This is a genomic window from Delftia sp. PE138, assembly GCF_018320755.1.
GTDB classification, from domain to species: Bacteria; Pseudomonadota; Gammaproteobacteria; order Burkholderiales; family Burkholderiaceae_C; genus Comamonas; species Comamonas tsuruhatensis.
Genome location: NZ_JABEPN010000004.1, coordinates 357,734 through 376,261 on the forward strand (window position 1 = coordinate 357,734; position 18,528 = coordinate 376,261).

The 18,528-nt window shown below is 65.6% G+C and carries 15 protein-coding genes; 12 read left to right on the forward strand and 3 right to left on the reverse strand.

Going from position 1 to position 18,528, the window contains the following annotated elements:
• Nucleotides 1-17 precede the first annotated feature (17 nt).
• A complete protein-coding gene (locus HFGMBDPB_RS16635; RefSeq protein ID WP_016446053.1) occupies nucleotides 18-1,550 on the forward strand; it encodes an acyl-CoA carboxylase subunit beta in 1,533 nt (510 codons plus the stop codon).
• Nucleotides 1,551-1,760: 210 nt separating this feature from the next.
• The gene (locus tag HFGMBDPB_RS16640) at nucleotides 1,761-3,809 is read left to right on the forward strand and encodes an acetyl-CoA carboxylase biotin carboxylase subunit (protein ID WP_016446054.1); all 2,049 of its coding nucleotides are present in this window, start codon (nucleotides 1,761-1,763) and stop codon (nucleotides 3,807-3,809) included.
• Between the two features lie 83 nt (nucleotides 3,810-3,892).
• Here the strand turns inward: HFGMBDPB_RS16640 and gntR are convergent, their stop codons facing one another.
• Entirely contained in the window at nucleotides 3,893-4,987 is a 1,095-nt protein-coding gene (gene gntR, locus HFGMBDPB_RS16645) for an HTH-type transcriptional regulator GntR (protein WP_074922114.1), read from the reverse strand.
• A 156-nt stretch (nucleotides 4,988-5,143) separates the two neighbouring features.
• Between gntR and HFGMBDPB_RS16650 the strand changes: the two genes are divergently transcribed.
• The 10 genes from HFGMBDPB_RS16650 (at nucleotide 5,144) to HFGMBDPB_RS16695 (ending at nucleotide 15,198) form a co-directional block, all read left to right on the forward strand.
• Nucleotides 5,144-5,731, forward strand: a complete 588-nt coding sequence (locus HFGMBDPB_RS16650; RefSeq protein WP_370690597.1) for a gluconokinase — start codon at nucleotides 5,144-5,146, stop codon at nucleotides 5,729-5,731.
• An 18-nt stretch (nucleotides 5,732-5,749) separates the two neighbouring features.
• Entirely contained in the window at nucleotides 5,750-6,256 is a 507-nt protein-coding gene (locus HFGMBDPB_RS16655; protein ID WP_016446057.1) for a TRAP transporter small permease, read from the forward strand.
• A gap of 12 nt (nucleotides 6,257-6,268) precedes the next feature.
• A complete protein-coding gene (locus HFGMBDPB_RS16660; RefSeq protein WP_016446058.1) occupies nucleotides 6,269-7,549 on the forward strand; it encodes a TRAP transporter large permease in 1,281 nt (426 codons plus the stop codon).
• A 28-nt stretch (nucleotides 7,550-7,577) separates the two neighbouring features.
• Complete coding sequence (locus HFGMBDPB_RS16665) at nucleotides 7,578-8,597, forward strand: TRAP transporter substrate-binding protein (RefSeq protein WP_016453430.1); 1,020 nt, start codon at nucleotides 7,578-7,580, stop codon at nucleotides 8,595-8,597.
• A 109-nt stretch (nucleotides 8,598-8,706) separates the two neighbouring features.
• Nucleotides 8,707-10,533, forward strand: coding sequence for a phosphogluconate dehydratase (edd, locus tag HFGMBDPB_RS16670; RefSeq protein WP_212645815.1), 1,827 nt, complete (start codon nucleotides 8,707-8,709; stop codon nucleotides 10,531-10,533).
• Nucleotides 10,518-11,156 carry a bifunctional 4-hydroxy-2-oxoglutarate aldolase/2-dehydro-3-deoxy-phosphogluconate aldolase gene (locus HFGMBDPB_RS16675; protein WP_151019680.1) on the forward strand — a complete coding sequence of 213 codons (639 nt, stop codon included), beginning with the start codon at nucleotides 10,518-10,520 and terminating at the stop codon, nucleotides 11,154-11,156. The genes edd and HFGMBDPB_RS16675 overlap by 16 nt, the downstream gene beginning before the upstream one ends.
• An 87-nt stretch (nucleotides 11,157-11,243) precedes the next feature.
• Nucleotides 11,244-12,146 carry a LysR family transcriptional regulator gene (locus HFGMBDPB_RS16680; protein ID WP_212645816.1) on the forward strand — a complete coding sequence of 301 codons (903 nt, stop codon included), beginning with the start codon at nucleotides 11,244-11,246 and terminating at the stop codon, nucleotides 12,144-12,146.
• A 110-nt stretch (nucleotides 12,147-12,256) separates the two neighbouring features.
• Nucleotides 12,257-13,240, forward strand: a complete 984-nt coding sequence (locus HFGMBDPB_RS16685; RefSeq protein ID WP_151019682.1) for a Bug family tripartite tricarboxylate transporter substrate binding protein — start codon at nucleotides 12,257-12,259, stop codon at nucleotides 13,238-13,240.
• Nucleotides 13,241-13,249: 9 nt separating this feature from the next.
• The gene (locus HFGMBDPB_RS16690; RefSeq protein WP_212645817.1) at nucleotides 13,250-14,437 is read left to right on the forward strand and encodes a CaiB/BaiF CoA transferase family protein; all 1,188 of its coding nucleotides are present in this window, start codon (nucleotides 13,250-13,252) and stop codon (nucleotides 14,435-14,437) included.
• The gene (locus tag HFGMBDPB_RS16695) at nucleotides 14,434-15,198 is read left to right on the forward strand and encodes an enoyl-CoA hydratase (protein WP_212645818.1); all 765 of its coding nucleotides are present in this window, start codon (nucleotides 14,434-14,436) and stop codon (nucleotides 15,196-15,198) included. Before HFGMBDPB_RS16690 ends, HFGMBDPB_RS16695 begins: the two co-directional genes overlap by 4 nt.
• Nucleotides 15,199-15,240: 42 nt before the next feature.
• On the opposite strand, the gene HFGMBDPB_RS16700 is transcribed toward HFGMBDPB_RS16695, so the two are convergent.
• Together HFGMBDPB_RS16700 and HFGMBDPB_RS16705 are read right to left on the reverse strand one after the other, a co-directional pair.
• The gene (locus HFGMBDPB_RS16700; protein ID WP_212645819.1) at nucleotides 15,241-16,701 is read right to left on the reverse strand and encodes an energy transducer TonB; all 1,461 of its coding nucleotides are present in this window, start codon (nucleotides 16,699-16,701) and stop codon (nucleotides 15,241-15,243) included.
• The gene (locus tag HFGMBDPB_RS16705) at nucleotides 16,688-18,406 is read right to left on the reverse strand and encodes an Hsp70 family protein (protein ID WP_212645820.1); all 1,719 of its coding nucleotides are present in this window, start codon (nucleotides 18,404-18,406) and stop codon (nucleotides 16,688-16,690) included. The genes HFGMBDPB_RS16700 and HFGMBDPB_RS16705 overlap by 14 nt, the downstream gene beginning before the upstream one ends.
• Nucleotides 18,407-18,528 lie beyond the last annotated feature (122 nt).

Consider the following 18,528-nt stretch of genomic DNA (forward strand, 5'->3'; position numbering starts at 1 on the left):
GTTAGAGGAATCGCAGCATGCAAGACATCCTGGATCAACTGGAGACAAAGCGCGAACAGGCCCGCCTGGGTGGCGGCCAAAAGCGCATAGATGCACAGCACAAGAAGGGCAAGCTCACGGCGCGCGAGCGCATCGAGCTGCTGCTGGACGACGGCACCTTCGAGGAATGGGACATGTTCGTCGAGCACCGCTGCACCGACTTCGGCATGGAAGACAGCAAGATCCCCGGCGACGGCGTGGTCACCGGCTACGGCATGATCAACGGCCGCCTGGTCTTCGTCTTCAGCCAGGACTTCACCGTCTTCGGCGGTGCGCTGTCCGAGACCCATGCCGAGAAGATCTGCAAGGTCATGGACCAGGCCATGAAGGTCGGCGCCCCCGTGATCGGCCTCAACGACTCGGGCGGCGCCCGCATACAGGAAGGCGTGGCCTCGCTGGGCGGCTATGCCGACGTGTTCCAGAAGAACGTGCTGGCCAGCGGCGTGGTGCCGCAGATCTCCATGATCATGGGCCCCTGCGCGGGCGGCGCCGTGTACTCGCCGGCCATGACCGACTTCATCTTCATGGTCAAGGACAGCAGCTACATGTTCGTCACCGGCCCCGAAGTGGTGAAGACCGTGACGCACGAGGAGGTCACGGCCGAGGAGCTGGGCGGCGCCATCACCCACACCACGCGCAGCGGCGTGGCCGACATGGCCTTCGACAACGACGTGGAGGCGCTGATGATGCTGCGCCGCCTCTACAACTACCTGCCGCTGAACAACCGCGAGAAGGCGCCCGTGCGCTACACCTCGGACCCCGTGGACCGCGCCGACAAGTCGCTGGACACCCTGGTGCCCGACAACGCCAACAAGCCCTACGACATGAAGGAGCTGATCCTCAAGACCGTGGACGACGGCGACTTCTTCGAGTTGCAGCCCGACTACGCCAAGAACATCCTCACGGGCTTTGCGCGCATGGACGGGCAGACCGTGGGCATCGTCGCCAACCAGCCCCTGGTGCTGGCCGGCTGCCTGGACATCAAGAGCTCCATCAAGGCCGCGCGCTTCGTGCGTTTCTGCGATGCCTTCAACATCCCCGTGGTCACCTTCGTGGACGTGCCCGGCTTCATGCCCGGCACCAGCCAGGAGTACGGCGGCATCATCAAGCACGGCGCCAAGCTGCTGTACGCCTATGCCGAGGCCACGGTGCCCAAGATCACCGTCATCACGCGCAAGGCCTACGGCGGCGCCTATGACGTGATGGCCTCCAAGCACCTGCGCGGCGACGTCAACCTGGCCTGGCCCCATGCCGAGATCGCCGTGATGGGTGCCAAGGGCGCCGTGGAGATCATCTTCCGCGAGGACAAGAACGACCCCGCCAAGCTGGCAGCGCGTGAGGCCGAGTACAAGGCCCGCTTCGCCAACCCCTTCGTGGCAGGAGCGCGCGGCTTCATCGACGATGTGATCCAGCCGCATGAGACGCGCAAGCGCATCTGCCGCTCGCTGCAGATGCTCAAGAACAAGCAGCTGGAAAATCCGTGGCGCAAGCATGGAAACATCCCCTTGTGAAGCACCCCCTGAGCGGCTCCGCCGCTTCCCCCTCTCTAACTCGCTTCGCGAGGGAGGGGGACGACACCCTCGGTGCGGGGCGGCCCTTCCTGGTGTCCCTCGCTTTGGTCGCGCCGGTTACTGACAGTGCTGGCGAAGCGCAAAACAGGGACAGCGAAGCTGACGACAGCTCCGGTTCCCATGATTTAGTTCCAAGAATGGGCTAAGAAGATGTTCAAGAAGATCCTGATTGCCAACCGCGGCGAGATTGCCTGCCGCGTCATCGCCACCGCCCGCAAGATGGGCATACAGACCGTGGCGGTGTACTCCGATGCGGACCGCGAGGCACGCCACGTCAAGCTGGCCGACGAGGCCGTGCACATCGGTGCCGCTCCCAGCCGCGAGTCCTACCTGCAGGCCGACCGCATCATTGCCGCCTGCAAGCAGACCGGCGCGCAGGCCGTGCACCCGGGCTATGGCTTCCTGTCCGAGAACGAGGCCTTCGCCCGGCGCGTGGAGGAAGAGGGCATCGCCTTCATCGGCCCCAAGCACGCGGCCATCGCGGCCATGGGCGACAAGATCGCCTCCAAGAAGCTGGCCGACAAGGCGGGCGTGAGCACCATCCCCGGCTACAACGATCCCATCGCCGGCCCCGAGGCCGCCGTGGAAATCGCCAAGGGCATCGGCTACCCCGTGATGATCAAGGCCAGCGCCGGCGGCGGCGGCAAGGGCCTGCGCGTGGCCTACAACGACAAGGAAGCCTTCGAGGGCTTTGCCAGCTGCCAGAACGAGGCACGCAACAGCTTTGGCGACGACCGCATCTTCATCGAGAAGTTCGTGCAGGAGCCGCGCCACATCGAGATCCAGGTGCTGGGCGACGGCCACGGCAACGTGATCTACCTGAACGAGCGCGAATGCTCCATCCAGCGCCGGCACCAGAAGGTGATCGAAGAGGCGCCGTCCCCCTTCATCAGCGACGCCACGCGCCGCGCCATGGGAGAGCAGGCCGTGGCCCTGGCCAAGGCCGTGGGCTACCAGAGCGCGGGCACGGTGGAGTTCGTGGTGGGCAAGGACCAGGATTTCTACTTCCTGGAAATGAACACCCGCCTGCAGGTGGAGCATCCGGTGACCGAGTGCATCACCGGCCTGGATCTGGTCGAGCAGATGATCCGCGTGGCCGCTGGCGAGAAGCTGGCCATCGCGCAGGAAGACGTCAAGCGCGATGGCTGGGCCATCGAGTGCCGCATCAACGCCGAGGACCCGTTCCGCAACTTCCTGCCGTCCACCGGCCGCCTGGTGCGCTTTTCGCCGCCCGAGCAGACCATGTGGCAGGCCGACACCGGCCACCTGCATGGCGTGCGCGTGGATACGGGCGTGTATGAAGGCGGCGAAATCCCGATGTTCTACGACTCGATGATCGCCAAGCTCATCGTGCACGGCAGCGACCGCAACGACGCCATCGCCAAGATGCGCGAGGCGCTCAACGCCTTCGTGATCCGGGGCATCAGCTCCAACATCCCGTTCCAGGCCGCGCTGCTGGCCCATCCCAAGTTCAAGAGCGGCGAGTTCAACACCGGATTCATCGCCGAGCACTACGCCCACGGCTTCCACGCCGAGGATGTGCCGCACGGCGACCCCGACTTCCTGGTCGCCCTGGCAGGCCACATGAACCGCCGCTACCGCGCGCGCGCCGCCACCATCAGCGGCCAGATGCGCGGCCATGAGCTCAAGGTCTCGGCCGACTACTGCGTGGTCGTGCTGGGGGCCGATGGCAAGCACCAGTACCGCGAGGTGCAGGTTTCCGACTTCGACGCGGAAAGCCGCGCCAGCACCGTCACCGTGGACGGCAAGCCCTACACCTTCCGCAGCGAGACGCCGATGCGCGCCATGTGCGTGCAGGGCAGCTGCAACGGCAAGCCTTTCACGGCGCAGGTCGAGCGCGGCACGGCCAGGAACCCGCTGGCCCTGCGCGTCATCCACAACGGCACGCAGATCGACGCCCTGGTGCTGTCGCCGCGCGGCGGCGAACTGCACCGGCTCATGCCCTACAAGGCACCGCCGGACCTGTCCAGGTTCCTGCTGTCGCCCATGCCGGGCCTGCTGGTGGACGTGGCCGTGCAGCCGGGCCAGAAGGTGCAGGCCGGCGAAAAGCTGGCCGTGATCGAAGCCATGAAGATGGAAAACATCCTGTTCGCGTCGCAGGACGGTGTGGTCAGCAAGATCAGCGCCGGCAAGGGCGACTCGCTGGCCGTGGACGATGTGATCCTGGAATTCGAGTGATATCCGCGTGATTCCTGCGCAGCAGGCGTCGACCAGAGAAAAGGCCGGGCAGCAGACCCGGCCTTTTCATTTCCACTGTCGCTTCAACTGCTTTGCCGCACCACCAGCTCATATCCCAGATCCAGGCTGTGCAATGGCAAGGCCTCGCCGCGCATCAATTGCAGCAGCATGCGCGCGCCTTCGGTTCCGATATGGCCGCGCGGCGTGCGGATGGTGGTCAGTGGCGGCACCATCTGGTCGCTGCCGGGCAGGTCGTTGAAGCCGGCGATGGCGATCTGCTGCGGCACGCGGATGCCGCGGCGCAGGGCTTCGAGCAGGGCGCCCTGGGCGATGTCATCGTTGCAGAAGAAGAGGGCATCGACGGATGGAGCCAGCCGCAGGGCGGCGTCCAGCAGCTCGGCGCCCAGCGCCATCGAAGTGGGGCGGGGCCACAGCAGTTCCAGGGCCGGGTCGTGCAGGCCCGCGTCCTGCAGGGCCTGGCGGTAGCCAGAGGCGCGCTGCATCACGCGGGCATCGAGCTGGCCTGCGCAAAAGGCAATGCGCTTGTGCCCGCGCTCCATCAGATGCCGCGTGATGGCGGCTCCGGCTTCGGCCTGCGAAAACCCCACGCTGGGCGTGCCCGGCTCGCCGCCCAGCTCCATCAGGTGCACGCAGGGCACCTTGCTGGCCTGCACGAGTTCGCGCGCAGCGGGACTGCGGTCAAAGCCGGTGAGCAGCAGGCCGGCAGGGCGCATGGGCAGGTAAGTGCGCAGCAGTTGCTCCTCTTCGGCCCGGTCATAGTGGGTCACGCCGATCAGCGCGTGGTAGCCGGCGGCGAACAGCACCTTGTGCACAGACTCGATCAGGTCCACGAACAAGGTGTTGGACAGCATGGGCACCAGCACCAGCACCTGGGCGCTTTTCTGGGAGGCCAAAGCGCGCGCGGCAGGGTCGGGCACGTAGCCCATGCGCGCGGCGGCGGCGCGGATTTTCTCGACCAGGGCCGGGTCCACGCGCCGCTCGCCGCGCAGGGCCCGTGAGACCGTCATGGGGCTGACGCCGGCCGCCTGTGCCACATCGCTGAGCGTGATGCGTCCGCTGGCCCGCGAGGAGCGGGCGCGGCCCGTGGCGGGCAGGGCCGGATCGGAAGGATCGGCGCAGGACGATTCTGGAGATGCAGGCGGAATCTGGCGGGCCAAGGGAATGTCCTAGGTCGGTGGCGAGAGGGTTGGAGATTATGATAGCGCTATCCCAATCATTCGAAGGCCCGCAGTCCTGCGTGTAAACCCGGACGAAGGCCTCTGAAGCACACCGAAATCCAAGGCAGACCCTGGTCTGCCAATTTTTGCAAGAACATGGATAGCGCTATCCCAACAACAACCGACGCCACCGCCGCAGGCAGCCGCCCACGGGCGCTGGTCGTCATGGGCGTTTCCGGCTGCGGCAAGTCGAGCGTGGGGCAGGCCCTGGCTGATGCCCTGGGCTGGACCCTGCACGAGGGCGATGCCCACCATGCCGAGGAAAGCATCCGCAAGATGCAGGCTGGCATCCCCCTGACCGACGACGACCGCAGCGGCTGGCTGGACCGGCTGGCACGGCTGCTGGCCCAGGCCATGCCGGGGCAGGGCGTGGTGCTGACCTGCTCGGCCCTCAAGCGCAAGTACCGCGACCGCCTGCGTGCCGCCGGCCCGGCCGGCGCCGTGGGCTTCGTTTTTCTGGACCTGGACTACGGCACGGCGCTGCAGCGCGTGCAGGAGCGCGCCGGCCACTTCTTCTCGCCCGAGCTGGTGGCCAACCAGTTCGCCACGCTGGAAAGCCCGGCAGGCGAGCGCGCCGTGCTGTCCGTGGACGCCACGCTGCCGCTGGCCGACATCGTGCACCGCGCACAGGACTGGCTCGTCCATCCGGCGCCGCAGGCCGCCCCTCTCTCCCAGAACCCATAACGCCAGGAGACAAAAACCATGCAATCCGATTCCCCCGCAGTCCGGCCCAAGCCGCGCCTGCAGCACTTTGCCGAGGTGCTGATGGTGCTGGCCCTGGCCGGCATGGTCATTGCCGTGTTCGTCAACGTGGTGCTGCGCTATGTGTTTCACACCAGCATCGTTTCCTATGAGGAAATCTCGCGCCTGCTCTTCGTCTGGCTGGTGGCCATTGGGGCCATCGTGGCCGCTTTCGAGGGCAGCCACCTGGGCTTCGACCTTGTGACATCCCGCGTGGGCCCTGGCGCGCGCAAGGTGTTGTTCTGGGTGTCGCAGGCGCTGGTTCTGGTCTGCATGGGCCTGCTGCTGTGGGGCTCATGGGCCCAGGTGCAGGCCGGGCTGAACAGCTACAGCACGGTGCTGGGCTACCCGCTGGCCCTGGGCGCTGCGGCCACCCTGGTGCTGGCCGTGGGCCTGCTGTTGGTGTCGCTGCGCGACCTGCGCCGCGGCGCGCCGGCAGAAAACCATGGCGAGACTTCGGTCGAGTAAGGAGCAGGCACCATGGTTGTGACCCTGATCTTTCTGGCCGTGCTGATCGGCGGCATGGTGATCGGCATGCCCATTGCCCAGGCGCTGGTGTTGACCGGCGTGGCGCTGATGTGGCATCTGGACTTCTTCGACTCGCAGCTGCTTGCGCAGAACCTGCAGGCCGGCTTCGACAACTTCCCGCTGCTGGCCGTGCCCTTCTTCATCCTGGCGGGTGAGCTGATGAACGCGGGTGGCCTGTCGCGCCGCATCATCGACCTGGCGCGCGCCTATGTGGGCCATATCCGTGGCGGCCTGGGCTACGTGGCCATTGGCGCCGCCGTGCTGCTGGCCTCGATGAGCGGCTCGGCCATTGCCGATACCGCCGCCCTGGCCACCATCTTGCTGCCCATGATGCGCGAGCAAAAGTACCCCGACAGCTACAGCGCGGGCCTGCTGGCCTCGGGCGGCATCATTGCGCCCATCATTCCGCCGTCCATGCCCTTCGTGATCTACGGCGTGACGACCAACACCTCGATCAGCAAGCTGTTCCTGTCGGGCGTGGTGCCGGGCCTGATCATGGGCGTCTTCCTGATCTTTGCCTGGTGGTCCATCGCCCGCAAGTTCGACCTGTCGCGCGGCGAACGCATGGCCTGGGGCCCGCGTCTGAAGGCACTGGCCAAGAGCTTCTGGGCGATGATGATGCCGGTCATCATCCTGGGCGGCCTCAAGGGCGGCGTGTTCACACCCACCGAGGCGGCCGTGGTCGCAGCCGTCTACGCGCTGTTCGTGTCCATGGTGATCTACCGCGAGATGACATGGAGCCGTCTGTACGCCGTGTTCCTGGCCGCCGCCAAGACCACGGCCGTGGTCATGCTGCTGTGTGGCGCCGCCACGGTGACGGCCTACATGATCACCCTGGCCGACCTGCCCAACATGCTGGCCGACAGCTTCTCCGGCCTGCTGGGCAACCCCATGCTGTTCATGGCCACGATGATGCTGTTCCTGCTGGTGGTGGGCACGGCCATGGACCTGACGCCGACCATCCTGATCTTCGGCCCCGTGTGCGCGCCGCTGGCCGTCAAGGCGGGCATCGACCCCATCTACTTCGGCTTCATGTTCATCTACGTGGGCTGCATCGGCCTGATCACGCCGCCCGTGGGAACGGTGCAGAACGTGATTGCCGGCGTGGGCCGGCTGCGCATGGAGACCGTGATCAAGGGCACGAACCCGTTCCTGATGGTCTATGTGCTGCTTGCCGTGCTTTTCGTGATTTTTCCGCAAATCATCCTGGCCCCTCTGCGCTGGATGCACTGACCCCCCACTACAACCCAAGGAGATGAACATGCGTATTCCCTTTGCACTCGCCGGCCTGATGGCCGCCATCACCACGCTGGCCGCCACGGGCCAGGCCATGGCCCAGGACTTCAAGCCGCGCATCGTGCGCTTCGGCTACGGCCTGGTCGATGACTCCAACCAGGGCCGCGCGGCGCGCTTCTTTGCCAAGGAGGTCGAAAAGGCCACGGGCGGCAAGATGAAGGTGCGCGCCATCGGCAATGCCTCGCTGGGATCGGACACGCAGATGCAGCAGGCGCTGATCGGCGGTGCCCAGGAGATGATGGTCGGCTCCACCGCCACCCTGGTCGGCCTGTCGCCCGAGATGGCGGTCTGGGACACGCCGTTCCTGTTCAGCAGCACCAAGGAGGCCGACGCCGTGCTCGACGGCCCCGTGGGCGAGAAGGTCAAGGCCACGCTGGAGCCCAAGGGCATGGTGGGCCTGGTCTACTGGGAGAACGGTTTCCGCAACCTCACCAACAACAAGCGCCCCATCGCCAAGCTGGAAGACCTGGCTGACGTGAAGCTGCGCGTGATGCAGAACAACGTCTTCCTCGACAGCTTCAAGGCCCTGGGCGCCAACGCCGTGCCGCTGCCGTTCTCCGAACTGTTCACCGCGCTGGAAACCCGCGCCGTCGATGGCCAGGAAAACCCGTTCAACACCGTGCTGTCCAGCAAGTTCTACGAGGTGCAGAAGTACCTGACCATCTCCAACCACGTCTACAGCCCCTGGATCGTCACCGTCAGCAAGAAGTGGTGGGACACGCTGACACCGGCCGAGAAGAAGGTGCTGCAGGACGCCGCCGTCAAGAGCCGCGAGTTCGAGCGCAAGGACACGCGCGAGGAAGCGGCCAAGGCCCTGGCCGATATCAAGACCAAGGGCATGCAGGTCAACGAGCTGCCCGCCGCCGAGGTGGGACGCATGCGCGACAAGCTCGCCACGGTCAATGCCGGCATTGCCAAGACCGTGGGCCAGGGTACCTGGGATGAGGTACAGGCCGCCGTCAAGCAGGCGCGCGCAGTGAAGTAAGCTTCGATTCAGGGCCGGACGCACCTGGGAGGGATGCCCCGGCCGACATCCACCAAAAAGACAACGCGACACAGAGAAAACGCGCATCAGCGCATCCGCAGGACACCCCATGAGCACCATCCACCCCATCGTCGACCAGGTCACGCGCCGCATCCGCGAGCGCAGTGCCGAATCACGTGCCGCCTACCTGGAACAGGTGGACGCCATGGCCGCGCGCCCGCCCGGCGCGCAGTCCATGGGCTGTGCCAACGTGGCGCATGCCTTTGCGGGCATTCCAGGCGGCGACAGGATACGCATCGTGGAGGAGAAGGCGCCCAACGTCGCCATCGTCACCGCATACAACGACGTGCTGTCGGCCCACGCACCGCTGGCCCGCTATCCCGACATCCTCAAGGACGAGGCGCGCAGGCTGGGCGCCACGGCGCAGGTCGCCGGCGGCGTACCCGCCATGTGCGACGGCGTGACCCAGGGCGCGCCCGGCATGGAGCTGAGCCTGTTCAGCCGCGATGCCATTGCCATGGGCACGGCCATCGCGCTCTCGCACGACGTATTCGACGCTGCGCTGATGCTGGGCATCTGCGACAAGATCGTGCCGGGCCTCTTGATCGGCGCCCTGCATTTCGGGCACCTGCCCACGGTCTTCGTGCCGGCCGGACCCATGACCTCGGGCCTGTCCAACGGCGACAAGGCCAAGGTGCGCGAACAGGCCGCGCAGGGCCTGGTGGGCCGCAAGGAGCTGCTGGCCGCCGAATCGGCTGCCTACCATGGCGAAGGCACCTGCACCTTCTACGGCACGGCCAACAGCAACCAGATGCTGCTGGAGGCCATGGGCCTGCACGTACCGGGCACGGCCTTCATCAACCCGGCCGACGGCGAGCGCGAACTGCTCACGCGCGAGGCCATGCGCAGCGTGCTGGCCATCACCAGGAACAAGCGCTTCGCCCCCATCGGCCGCGTGGTGGACGAGCGCTGCATCGTCAACGCCATGGTGGCCCTGCTGGCCACGGGCGGCTCCACCAACCACCTGATCCACTGGGTGGCGGTGGCGCGCGCTGCGGGCATCACCATCGACTGGAACGATTTTTCCGAGCTCTCGGGCGTGGTGCCGCTGCTGGCCCGCGTCTATCCCAATGGCTGCGCCGACGTGAACCAGTTCCAGGCCGCAGGCGGTCCGGGCTATGTGATCGGCCAGTTGCTCAAGGCCGGCCTCATGCATGGCGATGTGCTCACCGTGCGGCCCGATGGCCTGCAGGAGTTCGCGCGCATTCCGGCCGTGGACAACGGCCAGTTGGCCTGGCACGCGGCCGAAGTCTCCGGCGACCTGTCCGTGCTGCGCCCGGCCGATGCGCCCTTCAGCGCCACGGGCGGGCTCAAGCTGCTGTCCGGCAACCTGGGGCGCAGCGTGATCAAGGTCAGCGCCGTGCCCGAGGACCGCCATGTGGTCGAGGCGCCCGCACGCGTCTTCGACTCTCAGGAAGCGCTGCAGCAGGCCTTCAAGGCCGGCGAACTGGACCGCGATGTCATCTGCGTAGTGCGCTGGCAGGGGCCGCGCGCCAATGGCATGCCCGAGCTGCACAAGCTCACTCCGCCCCTGGCCGTGCTGCAGGGCAAGGGCTACAAGGTGGCCCTGGTCACGGACGGCCGCATGAGCGGCGCCTCGGGCAAGGTGCCTGCGGCCATCCACGTCTCGCCCGAGGCCTGCGTGGGCGGGCCGCTGGCGCGCCTGCGCGATGGCGACCTGGTGCGCCTGGACGCCGTGGCCGGCACCCTGGCCGTGCTGGTCGATGAATCCGAATGGCAGCAACGCCTGGTGGCCACCATGCCCCGGGCGCTGCGCCAAGCCAATGGCCGGGGTTTCGGCCGCGAACTGTTTGCCGTATTCCGGCGCCACGCGCTCAGCGCAGAAGAGGGAGCTTGCACATGGATCAACGACTGACGGCCTTGGAGCTCATGCAGGACGCGCCGGTCATCCCGGTCATCGTTCTCAACGACCTCGCGCATGCCGTTCCCATGGCCCAGGCCCTGGTCGCGGGCGGCATCCGCGTGCTGGAGGTCACGCTGCGCACGCCCCAGGGCCTGGCCAGCATCGAGGCCATTGCGCGCGCCGTGCCCGAGGCCATCGTAGGCGCCGGCACCGTGCGCAGCGCAGCCGATGCGCGCGCCTGTGCCCATGCCGGCGCGCGCTTTGCCGTGAGTCCCGGCTACACCAGCGCACTGGGCCAGGCCTGCAAGGACCTGCAGTTGCCGCTGCTGCCCGGCGTGGCCACCAGCGGCGAGATCATGGCGGCCCAGGACGACGGCTTCAACGAGCTGAAATTCTTCCCCGCCGTGCAGGCGGGCGGCACGGCCATGCTCAAGGCTTGGCAGGGTCCGTTCGGCGATGTGCGCTTTTGCCCCACGGGCGGCGTGTCGCCAGCCAATGCCCAGGAGTTCCTGGCCCTGAAGAATGTGGTCTGCGTGGGCGGCTCCTGGCTGGTGCCCACGGATGCGCTGGAGCAGGGCGACTGGAGCCGCATCACGGCGCTGGCCCGCCAGGCCAAGGCTCTGCGCAAAGCCTGACGAAAGGGCCGGTGGGACGCAGCGGGGCGCTGCGGCACAATCGTCGCCCTCCAGCCAGACGAGAAGCCAGACGAGAAGGCCGCCGCCATGATGAAGATCGACTCCACCACCGTGCAGCTCGTGCTGGCCATTGCCGAGGAGGGCAGCATCTCGCGCGCTGCCGACCGGCTGCAGCTGGCGGTGGCGGCGGCCTCGCGGCGGCTCAGTGATCTGGAGGCCCAGCTCGGCACGCGCCTGTTCAAGCGACAGCCCCATGGCGTGCAGGCCACCGAGCCCGGCCTCAAGCTGCTGGCCCATATCCGGCAGATCGGCAACCTGGTCGATCGCCTGGAGGGCGATGCCCAGGCCCTGGGCCGCGGCCGTGACGGCCGCATCATCATCGGCGCGCCCAAGTCGGCCATCCTGCAGTTCCTGGCCGCCGACATCGCGGCCACCCAGCGCCGCTATCCCCACATCACGCTGCAGGTGATGGAAGAAAACAGCCGCATCGTCCAGCAACTGCTGCGCGACAAGGTCATCGACATCGGCATCTTCGAGAAAACCAGCGGATTCGTGGACCTGCCGCGCGCCGACTACCGGCGCGACAGCCTGGTGCTGGTCTACAGCCGCAGGCATTTCAGCTTCGGCGACCAGCCCGTGGAGCTGGACCGGCTGCTGGAGTGCCGCATCGTCAGCCTGGGCCGGGGCTCGGCCATCCTGAATGCCCTGCGCCGTGCCCATCACAGCCGGGGCAGGGTGTTCCGCAATGATTTCACGGTCAGTGGCTTCGACACCATGCTGGCCCTGGTGCGCGAAGGCCTGGGCGTGGGCCTGATGCCGCCAGGCGTGCTGCGCAGCTTCCACCCCGGGCAGGAGCTGGGCTGGGCCGCGCTGGAAGGCGACTGGCACGAGCGCAGCTATGTGCTGTCCTTCATCGAAGGGCAGGCACAGCAACAGGCGTTGCACAACGTGGTGGCGGCGCTGCTGCATCCCGCCTCCGAGGCGAACTGAGAGCGTCACGGTTTCGCATATGGCGAAACCAGGCATGCGTTCCACAGGCTTGCGGCGAATCCGGCGCGCGGCGACAGTGGCTGCACTACAACGATGTGCAGGAGACAGACATGAGACGCCGCGACTTCATCGCGGCCGGCGCCGCCGCGCTGGCCGCTCCCTGGGCAGGGGCCTCGCCCCCGGGCTCCGACCTGCCCAAGGGCCCCGTCAAGATCCTGGTGGGCTGGGCGCCCGGTGGCGGCACCGATGTGTTCGCGCGCATCGTGGGCCAGAAATTGTCCGAGGTCTGGGGCCGGCCCGTGGTCGTGGAGAACAAGCCCGGTGCCACCGGCTCGCTGGCGGCCGAGTACTTCGCCAGGACGCGCTTCACCGAAGGCATCAACCTGCTGATGGCCCATGTGAACACCCATGCCATCTCGCCGCAGATCTTCAGGTCCATCACCTATGACCCGCTCAAGGACTACGCGCCCATCGCCCTCATCGGCGCCACGCCCCACATCCTGGTGACCAGCAGCAGGAACAGCCATGGCTCGGTGCAGGAGGTGGTGGAGCTGTGCCGCAAAAGCCCCGGCAAGATCAGCTTCGGCTCGTCGGGCACGGGCTCGGTACAGCACCTGGCGGCCGAAATGTTCAACATGGCGGCCGGCGTCAAGAGCATCCACGTGCCCTACAAGGGCTCCGGCCCCATGCAGACCGACCTCATCGGCGGCCAGATCGACTTCAGCTTCGACACCATGACGGCCGCCACCGCCCAGGTGCGCGCCGGAAAAATGCACGGCATCGCCCAGACCCGCGTGAACCGTGCCAAGGGATTCCCGGCCATGCCCACCATGGACGAGCAGGGCTTCAAGGGCTTCGATGCATCGAGCTGGTACGGCGTGGTGGGTCCGCGCGACATGTCCCGCGACCTGGCACTGCGCATCAATGCCGACATCAACCGCGTACTGGCCATGCCCGACGTGGTCAGCCGCTTCGACGGCTATGGCGTGGAGGACGGCGGCGGCTCCGTGGACAAGTTCGCGGCCTTCATGGCTGCCGAATACAGGAAGTGGGGCGACGTGGTGCGCGCTGCAAAAATCACCGAAGAAAGCTGAGGACCCGGCATGAGCAATCCCCAATCCAACACGCTGCAACTGCCCCTGCAAGGCATCCGCGTGCTCGACGTCAGCCAGGTCATGGCCGGCCCATTTGCCTGCATGCTGCTGGCCGACCTGGGCGCCGATGTCATCAAGGTCGAGCCTCCGGGCACCGGCGACCAGACGCGCGGCGCCATGGGCTTCAAGATGAAGGGCCCGGACAGCATGGGCTTTCTGAACATGAACCGCAACAAGCGGTCGCTGACGCTGGACCTCAAGAGCGAGGAGGGGCGTGAGGCCTTCTACCAGCTGGCCACGACAGCCGATGTCATCGTCGAGAACTACCGGCCAGGCGTTGTCCAGCGCCTGAAGATCGACTACGAAAGCATTCGCCGCATCAACCCGCGCATCGTCTATGTCAGCATCTCGGGCTTCGGCCAGAGTGGGCCCTGGGCCCAGCGGCCGGGGTTCGACCTCATGGCCCAGGCCATGTCGGGCGTGATGAGCGTCACCGGCTACAAGGGAGAGAAACCCGTCAAGGCCGGCGTGCCCGTGGCCGACATCGGTTGCGCGCTGTTCGCCACCTACGGCCTGCTGGCCGCCTATATCGGCGCGCAGAAGACAGGGCAGGGCCAGCACATAGACGCCTCGCTGTTCGACTCGGCCATGGCTTTCTCGATCTGGGACATGTCCGAATACTGGGGCACCGGCGTGCCGCCCGCGCCGCTGGGCACCAGCAACAAGATGAGCGCCCCCTACCAGGCCGTGAAGGCGCGCGACGGCTACTTCGTCATGGGCGCCACCAACCAGAAACTCTGGGCCAGGCTGTGCGCGCTGATCGAGCGCCCCGATCTGCTCGAGCACCCCGACTACGCCACCGTGGCGCTGCGCCTGAAGCACCGCGAGGCACTGATAGGCGAGCTGGAAGCGGAATTGGCCCACCACGACAGCGCCGACTGGGTGGACCGCATGCTGGAGGCCGGAATTCCCGCCGGCCCGCTGCTCACCTATCCGCAAGCCTTCGAGGGCGAGCATGGCCGGCACCGCGGCATGTGCATGGAGATCGACCACCCCATCGAAGGCAAGGTCAAGAACATCGGCTTTCCCGTCAAGATGCTCGGCACCCCCCAGCAGGTGCGCCGCCATCCGCCCCTGCTGGGCGAGCACAACGCGGAAATCATGGCCGAACTCCGTGCCCTGAAGGCCGCCGCATGAGCACCGCCCTGCATGAATCCGTGGCACTGACCGTTCACGCCGGGGGCGCGGCCGAGATCCTCATCGACCGCCCCGAACGCCACAACGCCATGAGCATGCCCATGTACGAGGCATTGCTCACGGCCCTGGAGCGCTGCCAGGCCGACCCGGCCATCCGCTGCGTGATGCTGCGCGGTGCGGGCGGCAAATCCTTCATCTCGGGCACGGACATCGCCTACTTCAAGGACTTCCATGACGGCCAGCAAGGCGTTGCCTATGAAGCCTTCGTGGAGCGCGTGATCGACGCCGTGGAGCGCATCGCCGTGCCCACTATCGCCGTCATCGACGGCTGGGCCGTGGGCGGCGGCCTGGCCCTGGCCACGGCATGCGACTTTCGCATCTGCAGCACCGGCTCGCGCTTCGGTGCGCCGATTGCCAAGACGCTGTCCAACACGCTGTCGTCACGCAACATCGCCCGCCTGGTGGCCAGCCTGGGCGTGCCACGCGTCAAGCGCATGCTGCTGCTGGCGGACTACCTGTCAGCCGAGCAGGCCGAGGCCTGCGGGTTCGTGCATGCGGTGGTGCCGGCAGATCGGTTGCAGGCCCAGGCACAGGCGCTGGCCGAGCAGCTCATGGCCTTGTCGGCAACCACCCAATCAGCAGTCAAGGAAAGCCTGAGGCGCATCGTCGTGGAGCAGCGGCTGGATGATGAGGATCTGGTGTCGGCGGTGTATGGGAGTGGGGAGTTTCGGGCGGGGGTGGCGCGGTTTACAGGAGCTTGATCGAAGCAGGCACGCATTCCCTCCGCAGACCCGTAACACGTTCTAGTTGCCGAGCTCAAATTTGATAGGAATCTTGATGACGCTGGGGACCGACGCGCCTGAGCTATCTTTCGCCGCAATGAAGGAAGCCTTCAACACGGCTGCCATCGCTGCTTCGTCCAGGATGGCGTGGCTTGAGCTTTGGTCTATTTCTGCACGACGAATCTTGCCGTCAGGATCAATTCGCGCCTTGATCACGACTCTGCCCTCTTGTCGCAGGCGCTTGGCCTGCTCCGGATAAGCCAGGCGCGGAGCCTGCAGATGCCGAGGAAGCTCGGCCGCAGGCGGCAGTTTGAGGGAGTCATCGTCCAGGGGAAGGGGGACAGGCGCCGCGCTGGAGTCAGGCAAGTCCTTGACGATTCTGGTAAAGCTGGAGGCAGTGCCGTCAGTTGCAGCCGCAGGCGGTGCGAACGACTGGGTGGTCAAGGGCGGGCTGTGCCTCGGCACGGATGGTCCAGATGAGTTAACGAGCGCGGAGATCTTTCCCAGTGTTGACAGGACAAGCACCAGAAGAAAAATCCAGCCAAACCAGAAATTTCCACCTTTTCTCTCGCTCGTACTGGACGAGGCGCTGAGAGCCAATCGTTGACGCCATCGGGGTATCTGATCTGCCCACTCAAGCCAGCGCTTCGCATTGCGTGTGTCGGTGATGATGTGCAGCCAGTGAGGGTAGTGTTGGACGACATCCCGCAACGTGGCCCTGTGCTTCAAGAGCGTCGATGTCGGCGGCTTGCTGCTTTCGCGCAGACCCTGGATCAATTCCTTTTGCGCTACCCGTACGTGCTTTGGCCTGGTGTCGAAGAACTCCAGTTCGCCAATGGCGGATGCCACGACGGCCCCGGCATGGCCAAATGCTGCAAGGCGGCCACGGTCTTGCTTCCAGCCAAAGCAATCTATCGCAGGGCCGAACAGGAACTCCTTGCGGGGTTGCCAGTCCTCAGCCAGGAGGGCTGCCATGCCCCATTCAAAGAAGTGGCGCGCATCCATGTCGATCAGGCGCTGGTCCTTCAGAACCTCGTTCAGCCAGATGCTGGCAGCAGTACGGTCTTGGGGCCACCCGGCTGCCAGCTTTTTGCGCAGGTCTGCCAGCAGTGCGTGCGCTATCTGCCGGGCATGGTCGATGGTGCGGGCGGAATATGCAGGCTCTGCCTTGCGGGAAGGCGTATTCCCCGTATCGATATGCGCGTCGGACGAGCTCCGCGAGTGCGGTGCGTCTTCCTTGCTGTCTGAACTTGAGGGTGGCATTGCTGTTTCAGGACGGCGCTGGGCATGCCAGGCAAGCGCGGCCTGATAGGACTCCCGCAGAGCCTGAAAACCTTCAAGGTCTGTTTCCTGGTCAATTTCCTTGAGTGCGCGGGCATAGGCACGACGAATCGCGCGCTCGTCAGCGTTGAGATCCAGACCCAACCGAGCAAGAAAGGGAAGAGGCATGTACGTCGCTGTCGGCGGGTCAGGTTGCATCATCAGCCAGCACCGCTGCACTGCGCTCCAAATGGGAGAGCTGTTCGTCCAAGAGCGCACGTGCCTTGTTCGCCACACGGGCATCCTGAGTTGCCAGGCTGGCTTCGAACTGAAGAATCTGCTCACTCAGCCACTGCCTGGCATTGCCGCGCATCTGTGCATAGACGCGCTCGGCCCGCGCCAGCGTGGTGCGGTTTTCGATGGTGTCGCGAGGATGGATCTTCAACGCATCCATCGCAGCCAGGCGTTCAACGATGTCCTCTTCCGACAGCACGCCGGGATTTCCTTGGATGAGCAGGCTGAATGTCCTGTTCGTCTTGAGTACTTTGGCTTCAACCTGCAGCAATCCATTGACGTCGTAGGTGAAGCGCACATCCACGCAAGAATCTTCGAGAGCCAATCCAGGCAATTCAATACGCAAATCGCCAAGATGAATGTTGTCGCGGACCATGCGGGACTCCCCTTGGTAAACCTCGAGGTCGATGAACGATTGGTACGGGGAAGTCGGGATATAGCTGTTGACCCGGCTGACAGGCACGGTAGTGTTGCGCTCGATGACAGGGTCAAAGTGCCCCTGGATCGTGGAGCCATCAGGCATGCGTTTGCTGACGGCCACCCCCAGCGAGTAGGGACAGACATCCGTCATCACAACTTCCCTGAGCGCAGCATCCTTGGCTTTGAGCCCTGCCTGCACCGCGGCACCCAGTGCCACGACTTCATCAGGATTGAAATCGATCGCAGGAAACCGGCCAAACATCGTTGTTGCAAGGCGCCTCACCACCGGCATGCGGGTGGCCCCTCCGGCGAGCACGATGTTGTCGAGCATGGCGCTTCGAAGGTTGGCATCGCGCAGCGTTCTCTCGACCGGCATGCGCAACCGCTGAAGCAAACTTCTGCAGGCTTGCTCCAAAAGTGCTTCATCCAGCGGCATCTCCAGGACTCGGCCCTCGTGCTCCAGACGGATGGAGGTGCTCGGCTGGTCGCTGAGCGCCCTCTTGGCACGCTCGGCCTCAGCCTGGAGCCGCTGCATGAAGCGTCGATCCTTCAGTAGGTCTCCGGACAGCGCCTGACGCTCAATGAAGAGATCGACCAGAGCTTGCAGGAAGTCCTCTCCTCCCAGAAAGTTGTCTCCGGCTGATGCGCGCACCTCCATTACGCCATCGAACATCTCCAGGATGGAGACATCGAATGTCCCGCCGCCAAGGTCAAAGACCAGGAAGCGGGTTTCGGCGTCCTGTCGGTGCAGGCCATAAGCCATGGCGGCGGCAGTGGGTTCATTGAGCAACCGCTCGACGCGCAGGCCTGCAAGCTGTCCAGCCGCTCGCGTGGCCTTGCGCTGCGCATCCGAAAAATAGGCAGGTACGGTGATCACGGCCTCCTCGATGGGCTGGCCCAGGAATGCCTCGGCGTCGGCCTTGAGCGCCCGCAGCACCAGTGATGACAGCTCCTCCGGGCGAAACTGTCGATTCCCCAAATGCACCCCCTTGTTGCTGCCCATGAAACGCTTGAAATTTGCGGCAGTGCGTTCCGGATGGGTCTGCAGACGTTCCCGCGCCGCACGGCCTACCAACACGCTTCCATCATCATCCAGACTGACGCAGGAGGGCGTCATGAAATCGCCCAGGGCATTGGGAATCAGAACTGCTTTCCCATCCTGCCATGCTGCAGCCAGGCTATTGGTACTGCCCAGGTCAATCCCGATGATCATGAATTGGCTCCTTGTATGTCGAACCCGTCATCATATGTATGGTTTTGTTACCCGCAGCGAATCCGAGACAGGATGCATGCACAAGCCATGTGCGGCCTGCCCTCCGTCTCCTTTTTTGCCTC

Coding starts and splice junctions, on each gene's coding strand:
- HFGMBDPB_RS16635 (WP_016446053.1), top strand. CDS start 18: ATGCAAGACATCCTGGATCAACTGGAGACAAAGCGCGAACAGGCCCGC.
- HFGMBDPB_RS16640 (WP_016446054.1), top strand. CDS start 1,761: ATGTTCAAGAAGATCCTGATTGCCAACCGCGGCGAGATTGCCTGCCGC.
- HFGMBDPB_RS16650 (WP_370690597.1), top strand. CDS start 5,144: ATGGATAGCGCTATCCCAACAACAACCGACGCCACCGCCGCAGGCAGC.
- HFGMBDPB_RS16655 (WP_016446057.1), top strand. CDS start 5,750: ATGCAATCCGATTCCCCCGCAGTCCGGCCCAAGCCGCGCCTGCAGCAC.
- HFGMBDPB_RS16660 (WP_016446058.1), top strand. CDS start 6,269: ATGGTTGTGACCCTGATCTTTCTGGCCGTGCTGATCGGCGGCATGGTG.
- HFGMBDPB_RS16665 (WP_016453430.1), top strand. CDS start 7,578: ATGCGTATTCCCTTTGCACTCGCCGGCCTGATGGCCGCCATCACCACG.
- edd (WP_212645815.1), top strand. CDS start 8,707: ATGAGCACCATCCACCCCATCGTCGACCAGGTCACGCGCCGCATCCGC.
- HFGMBDPB_RS16675 (WP_151019680.1), top strand. CDS start 10,518: ATGGATCAACGACTGACGGCCTTGGAGCTCATGCAGGACGCGCCGGTC.
- HFGMBDPB_RS16680 (WP_212645816.1), top strand. CDS start 11,244: ATGATGAAGATCGACTCCACCACCGTGCAGCTCGTGCTGGCCATTGCC.
- HFGMBDPB_RS16685 (WP_151019682.1), top strand. CDS start 12,257: ATGAGACGCCGCGACTTCATCGCGGCCGGCGCCGCCGCGCTGGCCGCT.
- HFGMBDPB_RS16690 (WP_212645817.1), top strand. CDS start 13,250: ATGAGCAATCCCCAATCCAACACGCTGCAACTGCCCCTGCAAGGCATC.
- HFGMBDPB_RS16695 (WP_212645818.1), top strand. CDS start 14,434: ATGAGCACCGCCCTGCATGAATCCGTGGCACTGACCGTTCACGCCGGG.
- HFGMBDPB_RS16700 (WP_212645819.1), bottom strand. CDS start 16,701: ATGATGCAACCTGACCCGCCGACAGCGACGTACATGCCTCTTCCCTTT.
- HFGMBDPB_RS16705 (WP_212645820.1), bottom strand. CDS start 18,406: ATGATCATCGGGATTGACCTGGGCAGTACCAATAGCCTGGCTGCAGCA.